At 46.3% G+C, this 24,740-nt stretch carries 19 protein-coding genes; all 19 read left to right on the forward strand.

Features of this window, described 5'->3' with window-relative positions:
* The first annotated feature begins 350 nt into the window (after positions 1-350).
* The 19 genes from ACU70B_RS04510 (at position 351) to ACU70B_RS04600 (ending at position 24,740) form a co-directional block, all read left to right on the forward strand.
* Entirely contained in the window at positions 351-1,562 is a 1,212-nt protein-coding gene (locus ACU70B_RS04510; RefSeq protein WP_447185153.1) for a magnesium chelatase ATPase subunit I, read from the forward strand.
* Between the two features lie 15 nt (positions 1,563-1,577).
* A complete protein-coding gene (locus ACU70B_RS04515; RefSeq protein ID WP_447185154.1) occupies positions 1,578-3,356 on the forward strand; it encodes a vWA domain-containing protein in 1,779 nt (592 codons plus the stop codon).
* A 459-nt stretch (positions 3,357-3,815) separates the two neighbouring features.
* Positions 3,816-4,058, forward strand: coding sequence for a tail fiber protein (locus ACU70B_RS04520; RefSeq protein WP_447185155.1), 243 nt, complete (start codon positions 3,816-3,818; stop codon positions 4,056-4,058).
* Positions 4,059-4,090: 32 nt separating this feature from the next.
* Entirely contained in the window at positions 4,091-4,333 is a 243-nt protein-coding gene (locus tag ACU70B_RS04525) for a phage tail protein (RefSeq protein WP_447185156.1), read from the forward strand.
* 72 nt (positions 4,334-4,405) lie between these two features.
* On the forward strand, positions 4,406-5,710 hold the full coding sequence (locus ACU70B_RS04530) for a cadherin-like beta sandwich domain-containing protein (RefSeq protein WP_447185157.1): 1,305 nt from the start codon (positions 4,406-4,408) through the stop codon (positions 5,708-5,710).
* A gap of 221 nt (positions 5,711-5,931) precedes the next feature.
* Positions 5,932-11,496 carry a fibronectin type III domain-containing protein gene (locus tag ACU70B_RS04535; protein WP_447185158.1) on the forward strand — a complete coding sequence of 1,855 codons (5,565 nt, stop codon included), beginning with the start codon at positions 5,932-5,934 and terminating at the stop codon, positions 11,494-11,496.
* Positions 11,497-11,629: 133 nt separating this feature from the next.
* Entirely contained in the window at positions 11,630-12,241 is a 612-nt protein-coding gene (locus tag ACU70B_RS04540) for a GerMN domain-containing protein (RefSeq protein ID WP_447185159.1), read from the forward strand.
* A gap of 185 nt (positions 12,242-12,426) precedes the next feature.
* The gene (gene murI, locus ACU70B_RS04545; RefSeq protein ID WP_447185160.1) at positions 12,427-13,236 is read left to right on the forward strand and encodes a glutamate racemase; all 810 of its coding nucleotides are present in this window, start codon (positions 12,427-12,429) and stop codon (positions 13,234-13,236) included.
* A 12-nt stretch (positions 13,237-13,248) separates the two neighbouring features.
* A complete protein-coding gene (locus ACU70B_RS04550) occupies positions 13,249-14,223 on the forward strand; it encodes a 2-hydroxyacyl-CoA dehydratase family protein (protein WP_447185161.1) in 975 nt (324 codons plus the stop codon).
* A 113-nt stretch (positions 14,224-14,336) separates the two neighbouring features.
* Complete coding sequence (locus ACU70B_RS04555) at positions 14,337-15,116, forward strand: acyl-CoA dehydratase activase (RefSeq protein WP_447185162.1); 780 nt, start codon at positions 14,337-14,339, stop codon at positions 15,114-15,116.
* A gap of 3 nt (positions 15,117-15,119) precedes the next feature.
* Positions 15,120-15,959, forward strand: coding sequence for a fumarate hydratase (locus ACU70B_RS04560; RefSeq protein ID WP_447185163.1), 840 nt, complete (start codon positions 15,120-15,122; stop codon positions 15,957-15,959).
* Between the two features lie 16 nt (positions 15,960-15,975).
* On the forward strand, positions 15,976-16,506 hold the full coding sequence (locus ACU70B_RS04565) for a FumA C-terminus/TtdB family hydratase beta subunit (RefSeq protein WP_447185164.1): 531 nt from the start codon (positions 15,976-15,978) through the stop codon (positions 16,504-16,506).
* 34 nt (positions 16,507-16,540) lie between these two features.
* Positions 16,541-17,266, forward strand: a complete 726-nt coding sequence (rph, locus tag ACU70B_RS04570) for a ribonuclease PH (protein WP_447185165.1) — start codon at positions 16,541-16,543, stop codon at positions 17,264-17,266.
* A complete protein-coding gene (locus ACU70B_RS04575) occupies positions 17,266-17,883 on the forward strand; it encodes an XTP/dITP diphosphatase (protein WP_447185166.1) in 618 nt (205 codons plus the stop codon). The genes rph and ACU70B_RS04575 overlap by 1 nt, the downstream gene beginning before the upstream one ends.
* A gap of 45 nt (positions 17,884-17,928) precedes the next feature.
* Positions 17,929-18,387 carry a metallophosphoesterase family protein gene (locus ACU70B_RS04580; RefSeq protein ID WP_447185167.1) on the forward strand — a complete coding sequence of 153 codons (459 nt, stop codon included), beginning with the start codon at positions 17,929-17,931 and terminating at the stop codon, positions 18,385-18,387.
* A 229-nt stretch (positions 18,388-18,616) separates the two neighbouring features.
* Positions 18,617-18,868 (forward strand): helix-turn-helix domain-containing protein, encoded by a 252-nt coding sequence (locus ACU70B_RS04585; protein WP_447185168.1) that lies wholly within the window; start codon positions 18,617-18,619, stop codon positions 18,866-18,868.
* Complete coding sequence (locus ACU70B_RS04590; RefSeq protein WP_447185169.1) at positions 18,861-21,869, forward strand: type I restriction endonuclease subunit R; 3,009 nt, start codon at positions 18,861-18,863, stop codon at positions 21,867-21,869. Before ACU70B_RS04585 ends, ACU70B_RS04590 begins: the two co-directional genes overlap by 8 nt.
* Positions 21,869-23,509, forward strand: coding sequence for an HsdM family class I SAM-dependent methyltransferase (locus ACU70B_RS04595; RefSeq protein WP_447185170.1), 1,641 nt, complete (start codon positions 21,869-21,871; stop codon positions 23,507-23,509). The genes ACU70B_RS04590 and ACU70B_RS04595 overlap by 1 nt, the downstream gene beginning before the upstream one ends.
* Positions 23,502-24,740 carry a restriction endonuclease subunit S gene (locus ACU70B_RS04600; RefSeq protein ID WP_447185171.1) on the forward strand — a complete coding sequence of 413 codons (1,239 nt, stop codon included), beginning with the start codon at positions 23,502-23,504 and terminating at the stop codon, positions 24,738-24,740. Before ACU70B_RS04595 ends, ACU70B_RS04600 begins: the two co-directional genes overlap by 8 nt.

Below are 24,740 nucleotides of genomic sequence, written 5' to 3' on the forward strand. Positions count from 1 at the left end.
GCGTCCCCCTTACTATTTACTACTTTTTCGAAAAAACCCTAAAAATGTGAAAAGCAATGCAAGCTAGTGCAAAGTATCCGCCTAATACAACCAACTATAACATATATAGAGAAAAAAATCACAAAATGATTTATAGTATAGTTGTGGGAGAAGAACGTTAATTAAATGCAAAGGGGGGAGAAGGAGGAGTTTATAAACCTGAATAGCTGTGCGGAGTAAAACTATTCGGGAATAGAGAAGCAATTAAATATACAGACTTGAAGCATTCCATTTGTATATAGCAGATATAAGCAGCAGATTTGTCTATTGGATGTTGTAAATGTAACAGGCAAGAGATTGGAGTGATGCTCATGATACCTTTTTATAAGCTCGAACGTTACGAGGGTAATGAAGCCCTGTTTGAACTGGTAACAATGTCGGTCGTTTCCAGCTATGTGGGGGAGCCCCTGCATATACACGCGGAAGGATTGAGGGGTACCGGAAAGACCACAATAATGCGGGCGGCACGAGGAATACTCCCTACTATTGAACGTATTCGGGGATGTATTTATAATTGTGATCCGGCTGCTCCCCATTGTCCGCATCATAAAAACCTGAGTGCAGAGGAAATTAATGCTATCGGAACAGAAGTTATTCCTATGCCTTTTCTGGAAATCTCTCACTCAGCCAAGATTGGTACGGTTGCAGGCAGTATTGATCTGGCCCGGTTAACTGATCCCACCCATCCTGAAGCCCAATTGCTTCCCGGGCTTATCCCGCAAGCCCACCGGGGCATAATATTCATTGATGAAATTAACCGGCTTGCCGACACCTCTCCAGAAATCACCGACATATTATTGGATGTTATGGGCAATAAACCCGGTCATATACAGATTGAAGAAGCGGGACTGCCGGTAGTGGAGATACCGGTTAACGTTTCGGTCTGGGCAGCCTCCAACCCAGATGAAGACCCGGGGCCGCTGGAGGAAATACGCCGGCAGTTGTCCGACCGTTTCGACATGGTATGCTATATGGGCCGGCCTGACTCCCTGGATGTATTGTCCAGCATGCTGGAGGAGAACTCCCATTTTCACCGGGTAAGGCAGGCTCATAAAGCGGAAATGGCGGAAGTTGATGAAAAGAAAAATGACCAGTACCGCAACGACATCATCAACTGGGCAGCTATGTATGAAAAAACAGATCTCCCTGATTTCCTGCGTAATTTTATCGCCCGTCTGTATATAAAACATAATCTGGAAAGCATCCGGGCCATTGAAGCCATGCAGCAGGGAGCAGTGTTGCACAGTGTTTTGAAGAATAGGGATAAGGTTATGATTACCGATGTTACTTATATGATTCCACTGGTGTTGAAGCACCGGGTTGATGGCGATACCCTGGTACGGATGATTAACGACGTAGATTCCCGGGGTTCAAAAGACAGCATTCTAAGTTTTAAAAATAAGAAAAACAAAAAGGATGAAGAAAACCCCGATTATTTTCAGCAGATAGCCCGTCCACTAAAGGATATGCATCGGGGGGAGCTGGTACACACCGAGAAAACCTTAACCCCGGGGGACTATTAAAGGGGGTGTGGTCTTATGCTGGGTGAACAGACTAACGTTGACAAGGCCGCTTCCGTAGGCAATTATCTCAGCCTCTATTTTGGTCAAAACCAGGGCGTAAGACTGGGTGAAAGTACGGTAGCCAGCCGCCGGGCTCATGCCAGAATGCCGGAAAAGAGGGTCAAGGGCCAGATAAAGATTCTTATCAACCGGGACGCCGGTAAAACTTATCTGGACTATGTAGATGTTGATCAGATTGTTCATATTGATGTATATCACAAGGCAGGGGAAATAGACCCCCGTGATGTTGCCCGGGTAATTTTCTGGGCTCTGGATGAACATTTCCTGGAAAAGGACCCGCAGCTGCAATATGCCGAGGATGAGCGTTTTAAGCTGGTCAGCAGCTTTGCCAACAAGATTTTTATAACCACCAATCAGGGTAAAGGGCTTCTGTACGATTTGTTTCAGGATGTGGTAAAGCCTTTTATCCAAGGAGAAGAGGGGTATGACCATGTTCACATTCTGGCCCGCCTCAGTCGGGAGGAATACTACTTGGTCTATGTCATGGCTGAGGCAGTTGAAGAAGTGGTACTGGCATCCGGGGTAAAGCTGTCCAAGGTACGCAACATTACGCATGGCAACCAGAAAGAAGAACGGGAAAGCTATGCCGGATATATAAAACTGCCCTGGAAGAATTTCAAAGGTCAAAATGCCCGTCAGCTTCCCGATAAAGAGAACGTCAACCAGCTGATTCTTAAGCTGGCCGAAAAATTCGGCGGTGTGGATGAAATAGAAGAATTTATGGAGAGCTACTCCACCAATATTTTTAAACGCAAAGGCATAGAACAGCAGAAGAAAAAATGGGGAGACGTAGAGCATGATGTTGAGCAGTTGGAGGAACTGGGGCTGATCAAGAATAGTATTCTGGGTAAGGTGCTTACTAAAAAAGGCCTCCAACTGAAAGAGTTTGTGGTCAACCACAAGTGCGAGCTGGAAACCGAAATCCGCCGTAATGTTCGTCGGGCGCCGTCCGGAGGTAGTGGACGTTTTAAGAAACTGGGCAAAATGGAGCGTAAAACAGCTCAGGTTGAATACACCAATCGCAACCGGACGATTAATGATCCCGATAAAAGCTGGTCCGGTGACCTGGCAGTGCCGGAAACAATAATCCAGGCCAAGAAAAACAGCTTTCTACGGGGAGATCAGCATTTTACGGTAAAAAAACAGGATTTGCATTTCTATGATAAAAAAACCTACGTGCCAATTGATATCTGTCTGTTAATTGACGCTAGCGGCAGTATGGCGGGTGATAAGAGGCAGGCGGCCTGTTTCCTGGCGGAACACCTGCTTATCAGCGGCAAAGAAAAGGTGGCCGTAGTTACTTTTCAGGAACGCAGCAGCAATGTGGTAGTACCCTTTACCCGCAACCAAAGGGTACTGAGCAGAGGTTTGTCTACTATCAGTCCGGCGGGTTTGACTCCTATGGCCAACGGTATCGTGACGGCAGTGGACCTTATCAAAAACAATCGGGTCAAGAACCCGCTGCTGGTATTGATAACCGATGGCATACCCAATACTCCGCTCTGGACTCTGGATGCCAAAGCTGATGCTCTGGAAGCGGCTGCCCATATCAAGGAGAATAAAATTCGACTGATATGCATCGGGGTAGAGTCTAACCGCAACTTCCTGGAGAAACTGGCAGATCACGCCGACGGGGCGCTCTACCTGGTTGACGATCTGAACAAGGATAATCTCATCAATATCGTCAGATACGAAAAAAAGAGCATGATGGAGGCAGGCAAGCGCATGGCCTAATAAATCAGGGTAATCTTACAGATTGCCAGCGTAGTTTCAGCACAGGTTAAACTGGCGGGATCACTGACCCGTAGTTTGCTTTAATAACTCCTCCTTCATAAATGAGCACCATATGGTGCTCTCTTTTTTGTCCTGTTTATTGTTGCATCTTTTCTTTCGGCAAGACACCGCAAGGTTTAAGACTGGCATTTTACAGGAACTGCTTTATTGGTTATCAATATCGTTTGATTCCCCGGCACGGCGCATTATAAAAAAACAATCTGCTTGGTCTTTGATATGGAGAGTAAGGAAAGAAATGGAAAAATAAAAAAACACACGGAGGAAAAACCATTTAATGTATAGAATCATAAAAGATGGATAGAAAATAGACGGAGTTTTACTATTATAGATAGTTAACCAGACATCATCCCATTAATAATGGGGAAGCATCGGTTAAGTCTATGGAGAGGAGGTATAAGAATGGACCCGTTGTTAGGCGATATCGAATTATTACCGTATGGATATGCTCCTTCCTACTGGATGGTATGTAATGGAGCAACATTAAGCATTTCAGGGAATCAAGCACTCTTTTCACTGATTGGAACGACCTTCGGAGGAAATGGAACGACCACATTCCAATTGCCCAATATTCCTGAAGACAAATGCCCGGCGGGAATGAGATACTATATTGCCGTCCAGGGAATATATCCGTCCAGAAACTAAATGAGATTAAATTATTAAAGGAGGTAAATATAATGGACTATTTTTTAGGTCAAATTGTTTTGTTTCCATATACCTTTACACCGCTGGGGTGGATGAAATGCGACGGAGCAACCCTGAACATTCAGCAGAATACAGCATTGTTTTCCCTGATTGGCAACAAATTCGGAGGGAATGGGACAACCACCTTCTGCATTCCTAACTTGCTGGGTGCGGAACCTATTTCCGGTATGAATTACTACATATGCATATCAGGTATTTATCCGACCAGAGATTAAAACAGCATATGCATTTGTGCTCTTTCCAAACCGATTCTGCATAGGTGCATTAATGCGGAAAGGATGAGTTAGATGGGAAATATAGCGTTAGGTACAATCGCCACAGCCAGCAGCTATGTAATGCCTTTTGCTCCGTCCAAGGCAGTGGACAACGATTTGAACCAGCTCAAACGCTGGGTGTGCAATGTTACTCCGGGGTGGCTGATGCTTGATCTGGGAAAACCTGCCTGGATCAACCGCTGGGTGGTCAAAAATATGGGTGCAATCGGTTTTCCGTCTCCGGACTATAATAACCGCAGCTATAGGCTGCAAGGAAGCAGTGACAACAGTCACTGGAATGATATAGACACCGGTCTGACGGAGAATTCCGCTGATATTACCGATCGAACGTTTGGTGCGGTTTGTTATCGATATGTGAGAGTTTATGTGGATTCCGGATTAAGGATTAATAAATATCTGACCTCCATCGCGGAACTGGAAATATATGAAGCCCCCAATCCCTATCTCCGAAGCCTTACAATCAGCAGCGGAGCTCTGAATCCTGCCTTTTCAAGTACGGTATTTAATTATACGGCCGATGTCGGCAATGACACCGGAGTTATTACCGTCACTGCAACGGCGGATGATCCAACCTCCGCAATCAAGGTTAACGGCAATACTGCTGCATCGGGGCAGCCATACGGACCTGTTAACCTGAACCTGGGAAGCAATTCAATCAGTATTGAAGTAACAGCAGCTTCCGGATTAAAACAGACCTATACGGTAGCTGTAACCAGGGCCAGCAGTCCGTATCTCACCGGCATAAGCTTCAGCAACGGCGCATTGGCTGGTACTTTCGCCAAGACCACTCTGAATTATAACGCCAATATCGGTTATGATGGCAGTTCAATAACTGTAACCCCAACGGCTGAGGATGCCAATGCCGGTATAACCGTTAACGGAATTCAGGTGACCAGCGGTCATCCCACAACAACCCCCATCAACCTTAATGTGGGAGTCAACGGACCCATAACAATTGTAGTAAATTCCAAGGAAGGCGTCGACAGCCGTACTTATACCGTAATTCCGACCCGGGCCAGCAGTCCGTATCTGTCAGGGTTGTTAATTGACGGGGTAAGAAACATGAATCCAGCTTTCAACCGGGCTGCTTATATTTATACCGCTTCTGTAGCCAACAGCAAGACATTTGCCCAGATAAGAGCTACCGCTGAAAGCGGAGGAAACATAACCGTAAATAGTCAGCCGGTTCAAAGCGGGCAGCTATCACAAAATATACCTTTACAGGCAGGAGCCAATCTGGTAACTGTTATCTGTAATTCCGCTACAGGTTCAGATTTCAGAAAATATGAAATAACCATAACCAGAGCAGCCCAATAATATAATTTACGGAAAAATATTTGCAACTATATACCACTAGAAGCCGCAATCTTTACTTACCGTATTGCGGCTTCTAATTTTCCCAGATTAAATTTCTTAATTTTTAGTATGAAGACCCAGCCGAATTGTAATCGGTAAAAGCTTTTGAGGTTTCCGGCAAGGAGATAATTTTCTAAAGCCAGCCATCGAATCTCCTATGATAGATTAATGGGGGTCTTGCTATGAAGAAAATCTTTAACCATATCAATATTATTTCTTTAATTACTTTTGGTTTTTTTATTTTATCCGTTTTTTTAATTCCTGATGAAGCGGCAGCGACTTTGACCTTGCCGATCAATGAGAGTTTTGAAACGGCCAACACGAGCGGAAATTCATCCGCTCTGCCCAATAACTGGTTAACTACGACATATAGCAGTGTTCAATGGTCGCGGTGTGGTACGGAACCTTCCACTGCGGAGGAAAACGCCTTTAAGGAAATTACACCTAACGGAAGCTATATGGGTAAGGCTAATTTATTTTACACGACTGACAAAGGAGCTCTTGTTCGACTGTATACAGCCGACAACTTCGTTTTTCCGTCCGAAGGTTTCTGTGAAACAAGTTTTTACATGTATCATTATCCGGATTTATATGCAGGTACAGATGGTGCCAATGATCGAATTCAGTTCCAGGTTTCAGCAGATGGAGGTACCTCATGGAATGATATTGGTTCACCTGTGTATCGGGTTAATGGGACGGCGGTGGGGTGGTCCTCATACACGTTTAGCCTGTCTGCAGCCGCATATGGTGGAGCAAACATGCGGGTAGGCTTTCTTGTCTATGGAGATGCTGGCTATAACATATATTTGGATGATATCGGCATATACTCAACCACCCCTGCTAATCTGACCGCAACTGCAGGGAATGGAAACGTGGTTTTAAACTGGGACAGCGTAAAAGGGGCAACCTACTACAAAGTATATAAAAGCACAACCGCCGGATCATACAGTGAAGTAGACGCAGGGGTGGCCAAGACCGGAACCAGCTATACAGTAACCGGATTGACCAACGGTACACCTTATTACTTTGTAGTAACTGCCACCACAAATTTTTCGGCAGAAAGTGCTTATTCAGCTTATACTACTTCCACTCCGATTTCCACCATCCCGGCTCCTCCCTCCGGCCTGACCGCAACGGAAGGCAACGGGCAGATAACTCTAAGCTGGGGGAGCGTAACCGGAGCGACCAGCTACAGGGTTTATCAAAGCACAACCTCTGGTTCAGGATACAGCGAAGTAGATGCGGGGGTGGTCAAAACCGAAACCAGCTATACAGTAACCGGACTCAGCAACAGCGTTAACTATTACTTCGTAGTTACAGCCACTACTGCCGGCGGAACCAGCCCTTATTCTGATGAGTTAACGGCTATGTCTTCAGTACCTTCAGCCCCGGCCAATCTTAAGGCTGCCGCAGGAGACGGTCAGGTAACTTTAAGCTGGGACAGCGTAACCGGAGCAAGCAGCTATAAAGTATATCAAAGTACGACCCAGGGAGGAGCATATACTGAAGTAGAGCCAGGTATGACCAAAACGGGCACTAGTTATACTGTAAGCGGGTTAACCAACAATATCCCCTATTACTTTGCAGTTAAAGCCAGGAGATCTGAAGATAGCTCCAATTCCAATGAAGTATGCTGCAAACCGCTTAAAATAGAAGCACCGGCCGGTTCCGGCACATCAGCAGATCCCTATATTATTGATAATCCGTATGATCTGGTATGGATGTCTGCCAATATATCCACTGTAAATGCGGTTTATTTTAAGCAGACGGTCGATATTGATATGACCGGCGTTGATTTGACTCCAATTGGCAATAATGCATATAGTTTCAAAGGAATATATGATGGAAGCGGACGAACCATATCCAATCTGACCATAAACAGTAATTTAACCAGCATTGGCCTTTTTGGCAGAATATATGACGGTACTGTTAAAAACCTGACATTAAACAACATTAGTGTTAAATGTACAGGTACTGCCATAAGTGACGTAGGTGGTCTGGCCGGATTTGCCAGCGGGACTATTGAAGGCTGTAATGTAATAGGTGGCAGTTATATTGAAGGTTCGGCACAATCCTCGGAAGGTGCAATTCTGGGTTCATTTGGCAGTGGCAGCATCAAAAATTGTTACAGTACGGCAACCATTACAGGGAATTCTTCCAATTCTTCTATCGGAGGAATTGTTGGATACGTGACCAATGGTACAAGCCTCGATTCTTCCGTTCAGAACTGCTATTTTGCAGGAACCCTTGCAGGTACTGCCGGTGCCCAAGGAGGGATTGCAGGACTTACCTACGGAAACTTTTTATTATCTGATAATTACTTCCTTAATTCCGTGACAACCAACGGAATAGGTTCTCCCGCATCAAATAGCGGTGCTTCCCCGGCTACAGATGCCAGCTTAAAACAACAGCTTGCCAATTGGAATTACAGTACGGTATGGTATCTTGACGCGGGTAATAAATATCCGGATTTACGGACCCCGGCCCCATGTGCCGGTGATATTGTGATTACTGTGAATCCTGAAGGTACAGATGACACTTTAACTGTTAGCGGAGTTGCTGCCAATGACATAATAAAAGTATACAATGCCCCAACCGGAGGGGATCTGATCGCCACTAGAACAGTTGCTGCAGGACCGACCTCAGAGGCAGTGAGTATCGGAAAAATAAATACCGGCAGCGGCAGTGTATATGTTTCGGTCACCTCTTCCTTCAGGCCCGAAAGCGGACGGATTCAAAAGGGAATACCGTCAGCGCCTACCGGAGTAACGGCCACAGCCGGAGACCGGCAGGCCACGGTAAGCTTTACCGCCCCGGCGTCTGACGGAGGCAGCGCCGTAACCGGTTATACGGTAACCTCAGACCCTGCCGGGGGGATCGACAGCAATGCGGGCAGCACCGGTTTAAGCCACGTCATAACCGGTCTGACCAACGGAACCGCCTATACCTTTACGGTTACCGCCACGAACAGTATTGGAACAGGCGCGGCCTCAGCCCCTTCGGCCGCAGTCACTCCGGTAGGAGCACCCGGAGCGCCCACCGGAGTGACCGCCACAGCCGGAGACCGGCAGGCCACGGTAAGCTTTACCGCTCCGGCGTCTGACGGAGGCAGCGCCGTAACCGGTTATACGGTAACCTCAGACCCTGCCGGGGGGATCGACAGCAATGCGGGCAGCACCGGTTTAAGCCACGTCATAACCGGTCTGACCAACGGAACCGCCTATACCTTTACGGTTATCGCCACGAACAGTATTGGAACAGGCGCGGCCTCAGCCCCTTCGGCTGCAGTCACTCCGGCAACTGTGCCCGGAGCGCCCACCGGAGTGACCGCCACAGCCGGAGACCGGCAGGCCACGGTAAGCTTTACCGCCCCGGCGTCTGACGGAGGCAGCGCCGTAACCGGTTATACGGTAACCTCAGACCCTGCCGGGGGGATCGACAGCAATGCGGGCAGCACCGGTTTAAGCCACGTCATAACCGGTCTGACCAACGGAACCGCCTATGCCTTTACGGTTACCGCCACGAACAGTATTGGAACAGGCGCGGCCTCAGCCCCTTCAACCGCAGTAATTCCGTTTTCAAGCAGCACGATAAGCCCGGCTGCGGCGACATTTGATAAAAAGACGTCAGCCCAGGCGGATATACCGGTCATATTAACCTTGAACGGAAATATACTAAGCAGTATCCAAAATGGTGCCGCCACTCTGGTTAAGGATACCGATTATAGCATATCAGGAACAACAGTAACCATATTAAAAGCTTATCTGGCTGGTCAGGCAACCGGAACTCTGACATTAACATTTAACTTCAGCGCCGGAAGCGCACGGACACTAATTATAACCATAATAGACAGCACAGGACCGGTTAATCATGCTCCCACCGCCAAAAGCCCGGTACCCACCCAGACCATAACCGGTACCGGCAGCAGCAGTTTTAACGCTGGCGATGTTGCCGAAGACACAGACGGAGATACCTTAACCGTCACGTCAATAAAAAACAATCCCGATCCAGCCATAGCCACCGCAGCCTTGAACAGCGGAACGGTTACGGTAACCGGGGTAGTATATGGAGCAACCACCGTTGTGGTAGTAGTAAGCGACGGTGCATTGACCGTTGACGTATCCGTGCCCATTGCAGTTTCAGCAACTCCCGAGCAGAACAGTACGATCAGCCCGGTTACAGCAACATTTGACAAGAAGAGTTCAGCTCAGGCGGATATATCGGTAGCATTAACCTTGAACGGCAATACTTTAAGCGGTATCCAAAATGGCATTACCGTGCTGATGAAAGACGCTGATTATATAATAACAGGTTCAACCGTAACCCTACTCAAAGCCTACCTGGCAAGTCAGGCAACTGGTACGGCAGTATTAAGGTTTAATTTCAGCGCCGGAAACGTACAGACGCTTACCATAACAGTAATTGACAGCACTTCAGGCGGCAGCGGAGGAACATCCGGCTCTTCAGGTACAACTGGTGCAGCATCAACTACTGCATCAAACAATGCTTCGATTATTGTCAACGGTGACACCATGACTGCGGGAGCCCTGGAAACCCAAACCAGAAACGGTCAGACTGTTACCGCCTTGACGGTTGATCCGGCCAAACTGGCCGGTATTCTGGTCGCAGCAGGAAACAACGCTATTCTCACAATTCCTGTAACCGGCTCTGACGTAACACGGAGTATGCTGACCGGAAAAATGATCACGGATCTGCAAGCCCAACAAATTATTTTGGAGATTAAAACAGACTCAGCCACTTATACATTGCCTGCGTCAGAAATTGACATCGGCGCTATAAGCGAACAGTTTGGAGCGTCCGTTAACCTGGAAGACATCAAGGTGCAGATAGAAATTGCAGAGCCTCCTGCTGAGACCACTGAATTGGTTGAGAATGCTGCAGCAGCCGGTGAATTCACAATTGTGGCGCCTGCGGTTAATTTCGCCGTAAGCTGCACCTATAACAACCAAGCAGTTAATATCAGCAGTTTTAGCTCATTTGTTGAAAGAACTATCGAGATTCCGGACGCTGTCGATCCCCATAAAGTAACAACCGGAATCATTGTCAATCCTGATGGAACAGTTCGCCATATACCGACCAAAATAGTGCAAAAAGACGGCAGGTATCATGCCGTGCTGAATAGTCTGACCAACAGCACCTATACATTAATATGGCATCGGGTGGAATTCACCGATGTTTCTGTTCATTGGGCCAAAGCGGCCGTAAATGATATGGGATCAAGGATGGTCGTTACCGGAGTTGGTAACAATAATTACGCTCCGGACCGTGACATCACCCGTGCCGAGTTTGCAGCAATCGTTGTCAAAGCTCTGGGGCTTGAGGTGGGTAAGGGAGAAAATAAATTTAATGATGTTAGGGCCAGCGATTGGTATTGCGGTTATATTACAGCAGCCAATGCATACGGCATTATCAACGGGTACAGTGAAACCGCCTTTGGTCCCCGGGATAAAATAACCCGTGAGCAGGCCATGGCTATAATTGCCAATACCATGAAGGTTACGGGCCTTGAATCATCTTTGACCGATAGTGAAGTCAAGAATCTGCTGGCCAACTTTACGGACGCAAGCGATATATCGGACTATGCCCCAAACAGTATAGCATTATGTCTGAAGACTGGTATAGCATCAGGAAGAAGCAGTAGTACGGTAGCTCCCCTGGACTATATAACCAGAGCGGAAACGGCAGCTATGATCCAGAGACTTCTGCAAAAATCAGATTTAATTTAAATATGCAAGGTGCCGAAAATATAGAAGAATGAATATGTCTTTCATACCAGGGCCAGTATATGTGGACTTTTTTATCATATTTTTGGAACCAGCCTCGTATCTTTTAAAAGGAAAAAAGAGGGAGGTTGGCATTATGAGTAAAAAGGCTATAATTATTCTGGCGGTGATTCTGCTGGCCATCTGCCTGATTAGTGGGGGCTGCTCATCATCTGCAGATAAGAGGGTGGATATAAAGAACTGGAAGGATTTACTCAGCTTGGCTCCGGAAAAATCCTCCACCCCACCCTCCGCTGAAAGCGGGGAGCAAAGCAAGCTCCAAAAAAATCCTGAAACCGCAGGTCGGGATTTAATTGAAGTAAAGCTTTACTTTATAGGAGCAGATGGCAAAAGCCTGGTTGTGGAAGAAAGAAATATCGCCAGAACTGAAAGTTTAGCGCGCAACACCCTTAAAGAACTGGTAAAGGGGCCCGCCAAAGCTGAGAACTTGCCGGTAATTCCGGAAGGTACTCGTTTGCGGGATATTAATCTTAAGCCTGATGGTTTATGTATTGTGGATTTGAGCTCGGAAGCCCGCCATACTGGAAGTGCCGAGCAGGAAAAGCTGATGGTTTATGCCGTTGCCAATACTCTAGGACAATTTGCCACAGTCAAGAATATCAGCTTTATGATTGACGGCCAGAATGTGGAAACTATCGCCGGCTTTGTGGATGTTTCCAGCTCCGTTAAACCTGACTACAGCATCTAAGGCAAACAAGGGGACGTTCCTTTTGTTCCCTCACAAGGGAGGGAACAAAAGGAACGTCCCCTTGTTTTGCCCTTGTTTCCCTAGAATATATAGCTTAAAAGTGTTAAATTATTTAAGAAGTTATTTATGAGGTTGATTTTTTATACAGGCTATACCGGCTGGGGAGCCAGCCAGGTGACAAAGGAGTGTTTGGGTTGGGGGATAACAGGCCCATAGGAATACTGGATTCGGGAGTAGGGGGATTAACGGTGGTTAGATCCCTTATGGAAAAACTTCCGGAAGAAAGCTTCATCTATTTTGGCGACACCGCTCATTTGCCTTATGGCAGCAAAAGCGAGCCGGAACTTATGCGCTATGCCCGGGAGATAATAGCATTTTTGCTGAAACATGAGGTGAAGGCAATTATAGTTGCCTGTGGTACCCATTCATCCATAACTCTTCCGCATATTGCAGAGGATTATGATATTCCCTTGATGGGAGTAGTTAAAGCTGCTGCCAGTTGTGCAGTTAAGGCCTCCCGGAATAGGAGGATAGGGATTGCAGCTACTCAAGCCACGGTAAACAGCCGGGCCTATACTGGTGAAATACAGCGCCTTAACCCTGACTGCCAGGTTTTTGAAACCGCCTGCCCGCAATTCGTACCTCTGGTTGAGAGTGGGAAACTGGAGGATGGGGAAACCATGCAGGCCGTCGCCGAATATCTCCAGCCTCTGCTGGGACAGGGAATTGACAGCCTGGTTCTGGGATGCACTCATTATCCCTTCCTGTCAAGGCTTATAGAAAATTTCGTGGGCAAGGGGGTAGAGGTGATAGACCCTTCCTGCAAGACGGTGGAACAGGCAATGGGAATTTTTGCTGAAAAAAATTTGTTCGGTCATAACCCCGACCCTTCAAGAACATTCTATGTTAGCGGCAATGATGAGTCCTTCTATAAAGTGGGCCGTTTGCTTATCGGCGATACTATCAAGAAAGTGCTCAAGGTCAAGCTGGATTGAGGGTGGTCACACATGGGTAAAATAGCTTTTACTACCAGTATTCCGGTCGAGCTTATTATCGCTGCCGGTAAGACTGCACTGGATCTTAATAATATATTTATCACTGCGGAAAGGCCCCAGGCGATGCTGGATATAGCTGAAGAAGCCGGATACCCGCGCAGCACCTGCGGCTGGATCAAGGGTTTGTATGCCGCCGGGCTGAGCGAGGATTTGGAGGCGTTAATAGCCGTGATGCATGGGGATTGCAGCAATACCCAGGCTCTGATGGAGACCCTGCAGCTTAAGGGAGTTAATATTATACCCTTCGCTTATCCCTTTGACCGTGACCCTGCCAGCCTTAAGGCCCAAATCGGAAAACTAATGGCCTGTTTTCAGGTGGATGAAAAACAGGTGGAAGATGCCAGAAATGCCCTGCGGCCAATCCGCAACTTATGCCGGCAGCTTGATCTTATGACCTGGCGGGACAACCTGGTCAGCGGCGGAGAAAATCATTACTTTCTGGTTTCATCCAGTGATTTTAACCAGGATCCGGTTCAATATCAAAACGAGCTGCAGACGTTTATTAATATGGCCGGTAAACGCCAACCCTTCAAGGATAAAGTGCGTCTGGCCTATATAGGGGTTCCGCCTATATTTACCGACCTTTATACAGTACTGGAATCCTATGGCGCCCGGGTGGTCTATAATGAAGTCCAGCGCCAGTTTTCCATGCCTGGCGAAACCACTGACATTATTGAGCAGTATGTAAGATATACTTATCCCTATGGGGCTTTTGCCCGCCTCGAAGACATGCGGGAACAAATCGCCGAACGAAACATCGATGGTATTATACACTACACCCAGACCTTCTGCTACCGGCAGATTGAGGATTTGATTTTTCGCGAAAAGCTGGACTTGCCTTTTTTAACCCTGGAAGGAGACCGCCCCGGGCGGGTTGATGCCCGCAGCCGCATGCGCCTGGAGGCGTTTATCAATATGCTGAGATAACGCTGGATTTCTTAAATTGACCGAATATTTAAAAACTGTTCCGCGCTGTGCTTTGCCATTTTCTGCATCCAGCGTCAAAACTTTAAAATCATCCATCTTTTTTGAGAGGACGAATGTCAATAATGATAGGCATAGACCTGGGATCGCGCAATGTTAAAATTGTAAGGTTCAATAACGGACAGGCTGTCGAGCATAGGGTATATGATACTATAGAATTTTATCGCAGTTACGGCAGAAGTATAAATAATCGGCTGCAACTGGACTGGAAACGCCTGCAACTGCCCCGGGAAGAGGTTGTGGCAACCGGCTACGGTAAAATAACCGTGGAACTGGAGGGGGCTGTCCAGATACCGGAGATTCAAGCCCATAGTAAGGGAGCCGTTTTTCAGAGCGGGATTAATGACTTCACTTTACTGGATATTGGCGGTCAGGATAGCAAGGTGATTAAAATCAGGAACTCGCGACCAGTGGATTTTATGACCAATGACCGCTGTGCCGCCAGTTCCGGGCGTTATATGGAAAATATGGCGGCGGTGCTGGGGATTACCCTAACTGAATTGGCATCCTATAGCCAGGAACCGGTGGAGTTGAGTTCTACCTGTGCTATTTTTGGCGAGACGGAAGTCATTGCCCGCATAGTTGAGGGTTATCCGGTAAGCAGGATTGGCGCCGGAGTCAACCACACGTTGTTCAAGAGATTTGCCCCCATGCTGCGTAAGCTTTCCAGCGATATTATCGTCATTTCCGGCGGGGGGGCTCTTAACCGGGCTTTGCAGGATATAATCGGTTCGGCTACCGGCTGCCAGGTGAAGGTTCTGGCAGAGCCCCTTTTAAATGGGGCGCTGGGATGTTGTGTTTATGGCGAGGAAGTGCTGGATGAAAAAAGGAGGTAACCGGTGCGCCGGATTAAAGCGGAAAAAATAAGTGATGCCGTAGCCAGGGCATTAATCGAGGCCAATACCCACCTGCCCGAAGATGTCGTTTATGCCCTGCAGGCGGCACTGGAAAAGGAAAGCTCGGCCCGGGCGCGCAGGTTTCTGGAGATTATTCTGGAAAATGCCGAGCTGGCTTGCAATGAAGGCTGGGCTCTGTGTCAGGATACCGGCATGGTAGTAGCCGAGGTGGAAGTGGGACAGGAAGTCTATATCGAAGGTGATTTTAGCCAGGCCATAAATCAGGGTGTAAAGACTGGCTATGAACGAGGCTACTTTCGCAAATCAGTGGTGAAAGACCCCTTTAATCGTATTAACAGTGGCGACAACACCCCGGCTATTATTCATACCTGCCTGGTTCCCGGGGAAGAGATTAGAATTGCCCTGCTGCCCAAAGGAGCTGGAAGCGAAAACATGGGGCAGCTGGCTATGCTAAAACCAGCTGCCGGGCTGGAGGGAGTGAAGGATTTTATTATTAAGGTGGTGCGGGAAGCAGGGGCTAATCCCTGCCCCCCGATAATCGTTGGAGTAGGAGCAGGGGGCAATATGGAAACTGCTGCTCTGCTGGCCAAAAAAGCCTTGTTGCGTCCGGTGAATCAGCACCATCCCCGCTCTGACCTGGCAGAGCTGGAGGCTGAGATGCTGGAGGAGGTAAACCGCCTGGGTATAGGCCCCCAGGGAATGGGAGGGGATACCACCGCCCTGGCAGTAAACATCGAGGTATACCCCACCCATATTGCCAGCCTGCCGGCAGCAGTAAGCCTGGGCTGCCACTCGACCCGTCGGATGGTTGTTACGATATAGCCCTGGAGGTTAAAAGGTGAAAGTTTTACGAGCTCCCTTGAATGGGAAGGATATAATAGAGCTTAATATGGGTGATGAGGTTCTGGTTCAGGGTATGGTATATGCTGCCAGGGACGCGGCTCACCGTTTGATGGTGGAAAGTCTGATGCATAAAGATAACCTTCCCTTTGATATAAGCGGGCAGATTATTTACTATACAGGGCCATGTCCCGCCGCTCCGGGAAGGATTATCGGCTCTGCCGGTCCCACCACCAGCGGCAGGATGGATGTTTACACACCGGCCTTGCTGGGAAAAGGCCTTAAAGCCATGATTGGCAAAGGCGGCCGCAGCCCGGAGGTTATTCAAGCCATGCAAGAACATGGGGCGGTTTACCTGGCAACCGTGGGTGGAGCCGGGGCATACCTGGCCAAGCGGATTAAATCGGTTACTGCTATCGCCTATCCGGAACTGGGCCCCGAAGCTCTGTTGCGCTTGGAAGTACGAGATTTTCCCTGCATCGTCGCCATCGATTCCAGGGGGAATAACATTTATCAAACCACATATTAACATAGATTTAATAGTCTGAGAGGAGTGTAGGTTAATGAGCAGACCTGGTGACAGGTTAAATGACCAGATGAGACCGGTTCAGATAATACCGGGGTTCTTAAAACACCCCGACGGTTCGGTTTTGATTGAAACCGGGGATACCAGAGTACTTTGTTCGGCCATGGTGGAGGAACGGGTACCGCCCTTTCTGAAAAACAGCGGCAATGGCTGGGTAACCGCAGAATATTCGCTGCTCCCGGCCTCAACCGAAACCAGAAGCCCCCGTGAAGCTGCCAAAGGTAAAATCAGCGGCCGGACTTCGGAGATTCAAAGACTTATCGGCAGGTCCCTCCGGGCAGTGGTAGATATGGAGAAACTGGGGGAGAGAACCGTATGGATTGACTGCGACGTAATTCAAGCCGATGGAGGTACCAGGACGGCATCAGTTACCGGAAGCTTTGTCGCTCTTGGTTTGGCTTTGAAGAAGCTTAAAGACCGGGGAGTGATTGAGAGCATACCTCTGAAGGACTATGTTGCCGCCATCAGTGTCGGTATAGTGGAAGGGACTCCGGTATTGGATCTGGAATATGTCGAGGATTCCAATGCCGATGTGGATATGAACGTGATTATGACGGGAAGCGGCGAATTTGTGGAGATACAGGGTACCGGGGAAAAAAGTGTGTTCAGCCGTCAGGACCTTGATGTACTGCTGACCCTGGCCCGGAAGGGGATACAGGAACTGATCACCCTGCAGAAATCTATAATCGAGGGGCTAATATAATGGTGAAGAAGCTGTTATTGGCCAGCCGCAACCGGCATAAAATGAAAGAGCTGCAGCAAATGCTGCGGGGTCTGGATATTGAAATCCTCAGCCTGGATGATATCAGGGATATGCCGGTAGTTGAGGAGGATGGGGATACTTTTATGGCCAATGCCAGTAAGAAGGCGCGGCTTACGGCAATATATACCGGCTATGTCAGCCTGGCCGACGATTCCGGCCTGGTAGTGGATGCCCTGGGGGGACAGCCGGGTGTTTATTCTGCCCGTTTCGCCGGGGAAGAAGCTGACGACCTTAAAAACAATCAAAAACTGCTGCAGATGATGAGCCGGTTGGAGGGTAATAAACGCCGTGCTCGTTTTGTCTGCGTTATTGCCATCAGTGACCTGGAGGGCAATATCTATACGGTCGAAGGCAAATGCGAAGGGCAGATAGGTTATGAGGGACGGGGAGCGGGAGGATTCGGCTATGACCCCCTTTTTATCCCGAAGGGCTATACCCGAACCTTTGCCGAACTTTCCAGCGCAGAGAAAAATAAGATCAGCCACCGAGGCCAAGCTCTGGTTAAGGCCAGAGTTCTATTGGAGCAGATGGATGAACCAGGGGGACGGTTTTTTTGATTAACTGCCCGTGATAGCGCATGACATATAAGGGGAGCGGATATATTGAGAATTGCAGTTGCCGGGGACACCCACGGCAGAACCGAAAAACTGACCCGAACCATGCAGATGCTTAAGCCCGATCACCTGTTTTTTACCGGTGATTTTTATAATGACGGATTAAAACTGGCCCGCCGCTTAAATATCGATTGGACCGGGGTGACAGGGAATTGCGATTTTGGCCCGAAGGGCAGGCAAGAGCAACTGGTCACCTATGCAGGGCGAAGCTTCTACCTGATTCACGGCCACCAGTATGGAGCCAAACGAAGCCTTAACTCATTGTTTTATCGGGGGCAGGAAGTGGGAGCAAATGTGGTGCTGTTTGGTCATACCCATGTTCCCGTCTGTGAGCGGATGGACGGGATTTGGATGATTAACCCCGGAAGCGCGTCCCTCCCTCGCCATGGTTCCAGCTGCAGCTATGCCTTGATTGACCTCGGTGAGAAAGTTGATATTGACGCATAATGCTTGATATTACGGGACTTTATTGACCTTATCTCTAGTACTTGGTGTTTATTTGGTGTTTGAATTTATGACACGATAAGCAACAGTTCTAAACGAAACGGCTATTGCCGGAAATTAGATCTGTTGCTTTTTGTGTGTATTATTGAAGCTGTACTCATTATATCGTTTAATTATTCACACTATCGTGATACAATATTTGGTAGAACAGTTGCTGCGGGAGGTTACCGGAATGGGCGTCTGCTATAATAGGTTGTTTAAATTATTAATCGATAAGAAAATGACCAATGCTGAACTAGCTGAAAAAGCGGGATTCAGTGCGAATATTATCACACGTCTTAAAAGGGACAAGTCCGTCTCTCTCGACAGCATTGAAAAAATTTGTAGCGTTCTCGGCTGTGGTGTCGATGATATTTTAGAGTTTGTGCCGGATGCAACCACTGCTACTAAAGCTGGACGAAGGGGGGCGAGAGCCATTGAGTAAGACGTATAACGAGAATTCACGTGTAAAAATACCTGCTCTGGTTCATTTTACAAGGCTTGGGTATGACTATATATCCCTTAAGAACTACAGCGGTACCATTGACGCAGATACCAACATTTTTGTAGATATCTTCCGTGAGGCCGTAAACAGGATAAACAGAACCAACCTTTCCGCCTCAGATATACATAGAATCATCCAGGAAATCAAAATGGTACTGTCTTCAGATGACCTGGGCAGGGCTTTCTACACCATGCTGTTAACCGGATACAACGGGCTGAAACTGGTGGATTTTGAAACAGCTAATGGCTCAGACAACACTTTTCAGATTGTCACAGAACTAACATATAAAAATGACAATGACGAATTCCGTCCAGATATTACTGTGCTAATAAACGGTATGCCCCTGGCTTTTATTGAGGTAAAGAAGCCAAATAACAAAGATGGCATTCAAGCCGAATATGCCCGAATTAATAAGCGATTCAGCAATAAGAAGTTTAAGCGGTTTGTAAACATCACCCAGCTTATGGTCTTTTCCAATAATAGCGAATATGACGATAATGAGGTTGTGCCGTTAGAAGGTGCTTTTTATGCCGCCAGCAGTTACAAAAAGCTGTTCTTTAGCCATTTCCGCGAAGAGGATGATATGATTTTTGGCAGAATAGAGCCAATAAACGAGGACAAAGAAGCCGCTATCCTAAGAGACACCAACCTAGTGTCCATCAAGCATACACCAGAATACGCGACCAATCTTTCACCTTTGTCCCCGACTAACCGGATGATTACGTCCATGTTTTCACACGAGCGTATCATGATGTTGCTGAAGTACGCTATTGCCTATGTAGAAAAGACCGATGATCAAAGGATAACCACCTTAGAAAAGCATTTGATGCGCTATCCCCAATTTTTTGCAACCAAAGCGATTGAACACAAGCTAAATTCCGGAATAAAGAATGGAATCATCTGGCATACGCAGGGCAGCGGAAAAACCGCACTAGTTTACTATAATGTCCGCTATTTGAAGGACTATTACCAGCGTCAGGGCATTATTGCTAAGTTCTATTTTGTCGTTGACCGGTTGGACTTGTTAACACAAGCGGCGGATGAATTTCGTTCTCGTGGTCTGTTTGTAGAAGAAGTCAACTCCAAGGAGGATTTTGTAGCTAATATTAGAACAACCGGAACCGTAAACAATACAGGCCAGGATACAATTACGGTGGTAAATATCCAGAAGTTTTCAGAGGAATCTGTAGCCAGAGCAGCGGATTACAATGTGAATGTTCAAAGGATATATTTCCTTGATGAAGCACACCGCAGCTATAAGCCGACAGGTTCATTCCTGTCCAACCTAATATCCTCTGATCGCAATGCTGTTATGGTTGCCCTGACCGGTACTCCCTTGATTGGGGACGGATATAATTCCAAGGATGTCTTTGGCGCATACATCCATAAGTATTACTACAACCGCTCAATATCAGATGGCTATACCTTGAAACTAATACGTGAGGGAATCGCAACCACTTATCGGAAGAGACTGCAGACCGCCTTGGATGAAATTGAAACAGTCAAAGGCTCGATTCCGAAAAAAGAACTGTATGCTCATCCGAAATACGTCTCGGCCCTTGTGGAATACATCACTGCAGACTTTGCCAAGAGCAGGGTCGCAATGAATGATTACACCATCGGCGGCATGATTGTGTGCGATTCCTCTGAACAGGCACGAGCGGTTTTTTCAGAGATGAAGCATTACTCGTTTACTTCCGCGCTCATTCTCCATGACGAGGACGACACAGAAACGCGCAAACAGTATCGGAATGACTTTAAAAAAGGAAAGCTTGATTTTCTCGTCGTTTATAATATGCTTCTAACAGGGTTTGACGCACCGCGATTAAAGAAGTTGTATCTTGGGCGCGTCATAAAAGAGCATTCCCTGTTGCAGGCGCTTACCCGTGTCAATCGGCCCTATCAGAAATTCCGTTACGGATACGTGGTGGATTTTGCAGACATACGCGCTGAATTTGATAAGACCAACAAGGCCTATTTTGATGAGCTGCAAGCAGAGCTAGGCGACGAGTTTAAGCAATATGACAACATTTTCAAAACTCCGGAAGAGATAGAAGCCGACTTGAAGACCATCGCAGACAAACTGTTTCTTTTTGATACTTCCAATGCAGAGATGTTTTCTAAGCAAATATCTGCCTTCGATGATAAGGAAGCGTTAATAGAACTTCGCCATGCTCTGGAACTTTACAAAGAACTGTTTAATATCGCCAAACTCTTCGGTTATGATGAACTGTCCGATAAGTTTGAACTGGATAATATCACTGCCCTTTACAATGAGGTTAATAACCGCATCAATATGATTAACCTCAAACAAAACCTCCAAAATGCAGAGGATATGAGTGCTATATTAAATCTGGCTTTGGACGAGATTGATTTTCAGTTTAAAAAAGTTTCAGAGAGCGAACTGGTTATAGCCGATAAGTTCAGGGAAAGCCTGGAACGCGCCCGTATAGAAATGCAGCGCAACCTCGACCCTAAAGACCCAGAATACATAACCTTGCTAGAGGAGTTGCAACGCTTGCTGAGCAAAAAGAACATTGAGGAACTGACCGGTGAAGAAATGAACGCTTATATAGACGAACTCGACCATATCCGCAAGGCCGCAGAGCAACGCAACCTTGCCGATCAGATGCTTACGATGAAATACGAAAACGATCCTAAATTTATGAGAACACATAAACGACTCAAGGAAACTCCGCCGCCGCTTGCTTCCGATCCGGTCTTACATAAAGTATTGTTGTCGCTCAAGCATCACATCGACAAACGTGTGCTGGCCAATGAGCGGCTTCTGAATAACGAGCCGTATTTCCTACAGGATATGTATCCACTGATAAAACAGGAGCTAAGTGACAGCGGAATATCATTCAATGCTTCGCAGGTTAAATATGTAGGCGCCTGCATTTCCAATGAATATTTCAGTGAAAGGAATTGGGCCAACTAATGCAGATTTCGGATATAGCATTGCAAACCAAAAACATGATTGATGATTTAAAGGCAATTTGCACCAACTTTGGGCTTGGTAATGCCAGCAGCGAGTATAAAATCATTACCGAGGTTTTTCTCTATAAGTTTCTCAACGACAAATTTATATATGAGGCAAGGCAGGCTGTTCCTCGCTTTTCCCGGATGACATCCGCCGAAATAGAAGCATCTATGACCGCAATGTCCGAAGATGACTATGAACTAATGCTGATGGATTTTGGTGGGGCAACGGCTAAGCTGAAAAAGGAGCATTACATCTCTTACCTATTCAACCGTAAAAACCACCCAGATTTTCACAGACTATTCGATGATACGCTCATTGACATCGCTAATTTTAATATAGATATATTTTCCGTACAAACGGGCAGTCAGTCCAAAATTCGCCTGTTCGACGCACTTTCACAGTATGTTATCGAACAGGAAAAGAAGGCTAACTTTTGCCGGGCTATCATAGACAAATTGGCAAACTGCAGCTTTGATCAAGTGTTTGCCCAGAAGTACGATTTCTTTGCAACCATTTTTGAGTACCTCATTAAGGACTACAATAAAGATTTCGGTAAGTATGCCGAATATTACACACCTCATGCCATCGCCAGTATCATAGCTAAAATATTAGTGCCTAACAAGGTACAAAACGTATCAGTATATGACCCGGCAGCGGGTTCCGGCACACTGGTGCTGGCTCTGGCTCATGAAATCGGAGAAAGCAACTGTACCATATTCACACAGGACATATCACAGAAGTCTAATGAGTTTCTCCGGCTGAACCTGATATTAAATAATCTTGTCCATTCCCTACCTAACGTGGTGCATGATGACACATTGCTAAATCCAAGGCATCTAAATGATAAAAAAGATGGGCTTGCAACATTTGACTATATAGTTAGTAATCCACCTTTCAATATGGACTTTTCCGAAAGTCGGGATACGCTGGCCGGTGAAAAGCATCAGAAACGCTTCTTTGCAGGGGTACCGAACATTCCCAACAAGGATAAAAGCGGTATGGCAATTTATCTGATGTTTTTACAACATATCATCTATTCATTGGATGAAAAGAAGGGCAAGGCGGCAATTGTTGTGCCGACCGGCTTTTTAACCGCAGGCTCAGGAATTCAGAAGAAAATACGTGAACACCTTGTGAAAGAAAGAATGCTGCGTGGCGTAATTTCGATGCCTTCCAATATCTTCGCAACCACAGGTACCAATGTATCCATTCTTTTTATCGACCGCGAGAATAAAGAAGGTAAGGTTGTTCTTATGGATGCCTCCAAAATGGGCACAAAAGTCAAAGAGGATGGCAAGAATCAAAAGACTGTTCTGAGTCCAGAAGAAATAAGCTCGATTATCGACACTTTCAACTCCGCCCAACCAGTGGATGACTTCTGTGTAGTGGTGGATTACAAGGATATTGAAGAAAAGAAGCTGTCTTTTAGCGCCGGGCAATATTTCGATGTAAAAATTGAATATGTGGAGCTGACTCAGGAAGAATTTGCTGAAAAAATAGCTGGCTTTACAAGAAGGCTAGAAAGCCTATTTGCTGAAGGGCGAGAATTGGAAGCTGAGATTAAAAAACAGTTAGGTCGGTTGAACTATGAGTGATCAAATTTTTGTTGAAACACCTATTAAAGAAATGGGGGATGTTATTACTGGAAAAACCCCTGAGACAGCCATTCGAGATTACTACGGAACAGATTATATGTTTGTTACTCCAAATGAACTTCATAGCGGATATATTATTAGACATTCAGAAAAGGGATTAAGTGAAAAAGGACTTGCCAGCATAAAGAATAATACAATTAGCGGTATTAGTGTTTTGGTTGGGTGCATTGGTTGGGATATGGGTAATGTTGCCTTGTGTGTTGATACTTGTGCTACTAACCAGCAAATTAATTCTATTACAAACTTTAAAGCAAAATACAATCCATATTATGTTTATTATTGGTTATCAATGAAAAAAGAGTATTTATTTCAAATTGCTTCAGTAACGCGAACTCCTATTTTGAATAAAAGCACCTTTGAAGAAATATTAATTCCTATGCCTGAATTAAGTATACAGAACAAAGTCGTTTCTGTTCTTACGGCTATTGACAATAAAATCCAACTCAACAACCGTATTATTGCCGAACTGGAAGCCCTGGCGAAAACCATCTATGATTACTGGTTTGTGCAATTTGATTTTCCTAATGCCGAAGGGAAACCTTACCGCTCTTCCGGCGGAGAAATGGTATGGAATGAGCAATTGAATAGAGAAATACCTAAGGGATGGAAACAAGGCAATTTATACGACATAGCTGATTTTATAAACGGATTGGCTTGTCAAAAATACCGCCCTAAAGAGGGAGAAGATTCACTTCCCGTAATAAAAATCAAAGAAATGCGTGAAGGAATATCTAAAGATACCGAAACTGTCTCGGCGAATATACCAGATAAAAATAAAATAAATAATGGAGATATTTTGTTTTCTTGGTCAGCGACACTTGAAGTGATGTATTGGACTGATGGTATTGGTGGATTGAATCAACATATTTTTAAGATCATACCCAAAAGCCCGTACTCAAAAGAATACGTTTATCACCAGCTATCATCGTATGTAATTAGATTTATAAAAATGGCGGAAGCCCGCAAAACAACTATGGGCCACATCACAACAGATCATCTTTCACAAAGCCTTATTGTTCTACCTAACACTAGTACGTTAATTCAGTTTCAGAAAATCGTTAAACCGATACATAAAAAAATTCTGCAATGTAGTATAGAGAATCATGAACTCACGAAACTCCGTGACTGGCTATTGCCCATGCTCATGAACGGACAAGTTACAGTGGAATAA

The sequence above is a fragment of the Syntrophomonas curvata genome (assembly GCF_052976825.1).

Bases quoted from the DNA above. Each gene is read 5' to 3' on its own strand.
- ACU70B_RS04510 (WP_447185153.1), top strand. From the start codon at position 351: ATGATACCTTTTTATAAGCTCGAACGTTACGAGGGTAATGAAGCCCTG.
- ACU70B_RS04515 (WP_447185154.1), top strand. From the start codon at position 1,578: ATGCTGGGTGAACAGACTAACGTTGACAAGGCCGCTTCCGTAGGCAAT.
- ACU70B_RS04520 (WP_447185155.1), top strand. From the start codon at position 3,816: ATGGACCCGTTGTTAGGCGATATCGAATTATTACCGTATGGATATGCT.
- ACU70B_RS04525 (WP_447185156.1), top strand. From the start codon at position 4,091: ATGGACTATTTTTTAGGTCAAATTGTTTTGTTTCCATATACCTTTACA.
- ACU70B_RS04530 (WP_447185157.1), top strand. From the start codon at position 4,406: ATGGGAAATATAGCGTTAGGTACAATCGCCACAGCCAGCAGCTATGTA.
- ACU70B_RS04535 (WP_447185158.1), top strand. From the start codon at position 5,932: ATGAAGAAAATCTTTAACCATATCAATATTATTTCTTTAATTACTTTT.
- ACU70B_RS04540 (WP_447185159.1), top strand. From the start codon at position 11,630: ATGAGTAAAAAGGCTATAATTATTCTGGCGGTGATTCTGCTGGCCATC.
- ACU70B_RS04550 (WP_447185161.1), top strand. From the start codon at position 13,249: ATGGGTAAAATAGCTTTTACTACCAGTATTCCGGTCGAGCTTATTATC.
- ACU70B_RS04555 (WP_447185162.1), top strand. From the start codon at position 14,337: ATGTCAATAATGATAGGCATAGACCTGGGATCGCGCAATGTTAAAATT.
- rph (WP_447185165.1), top strand. From the start codon at position 16,541: ATGAGCAGACCTGGTGACAGGTTAAATGACCAGATGAGACCGGTTCAG.
- ACU70B_RS04575 (WP_447185166.1), top strand. From the start codon at position 17,266: ATGGTGAAGAAGCTGTTATTGGCCAGCCGCAACCGGCATAAAATGAAA.
- ACU70B_RS04585 (WP_447185168.1), top strand. From the start codon at position 18,617: ATGGGCGTCTGCTATAATAGGTTGTTTAAATTATTAATCGATAAGAAA.
- ACU70B_RS04595 (WP_447185170.1), top strand. From the start codon at position 21,869: ATGCAGATTTCGGATATAGCATTGCAAACCAAAAACATGATTGATGAT.
- ACU70B_RS04600 (WP_447185171.1), top strand. From the start codon at position 23,502: ATGAGTGATCAAATTTTTGTTGAAACACCTATTAAAGAAATGGGGGAT.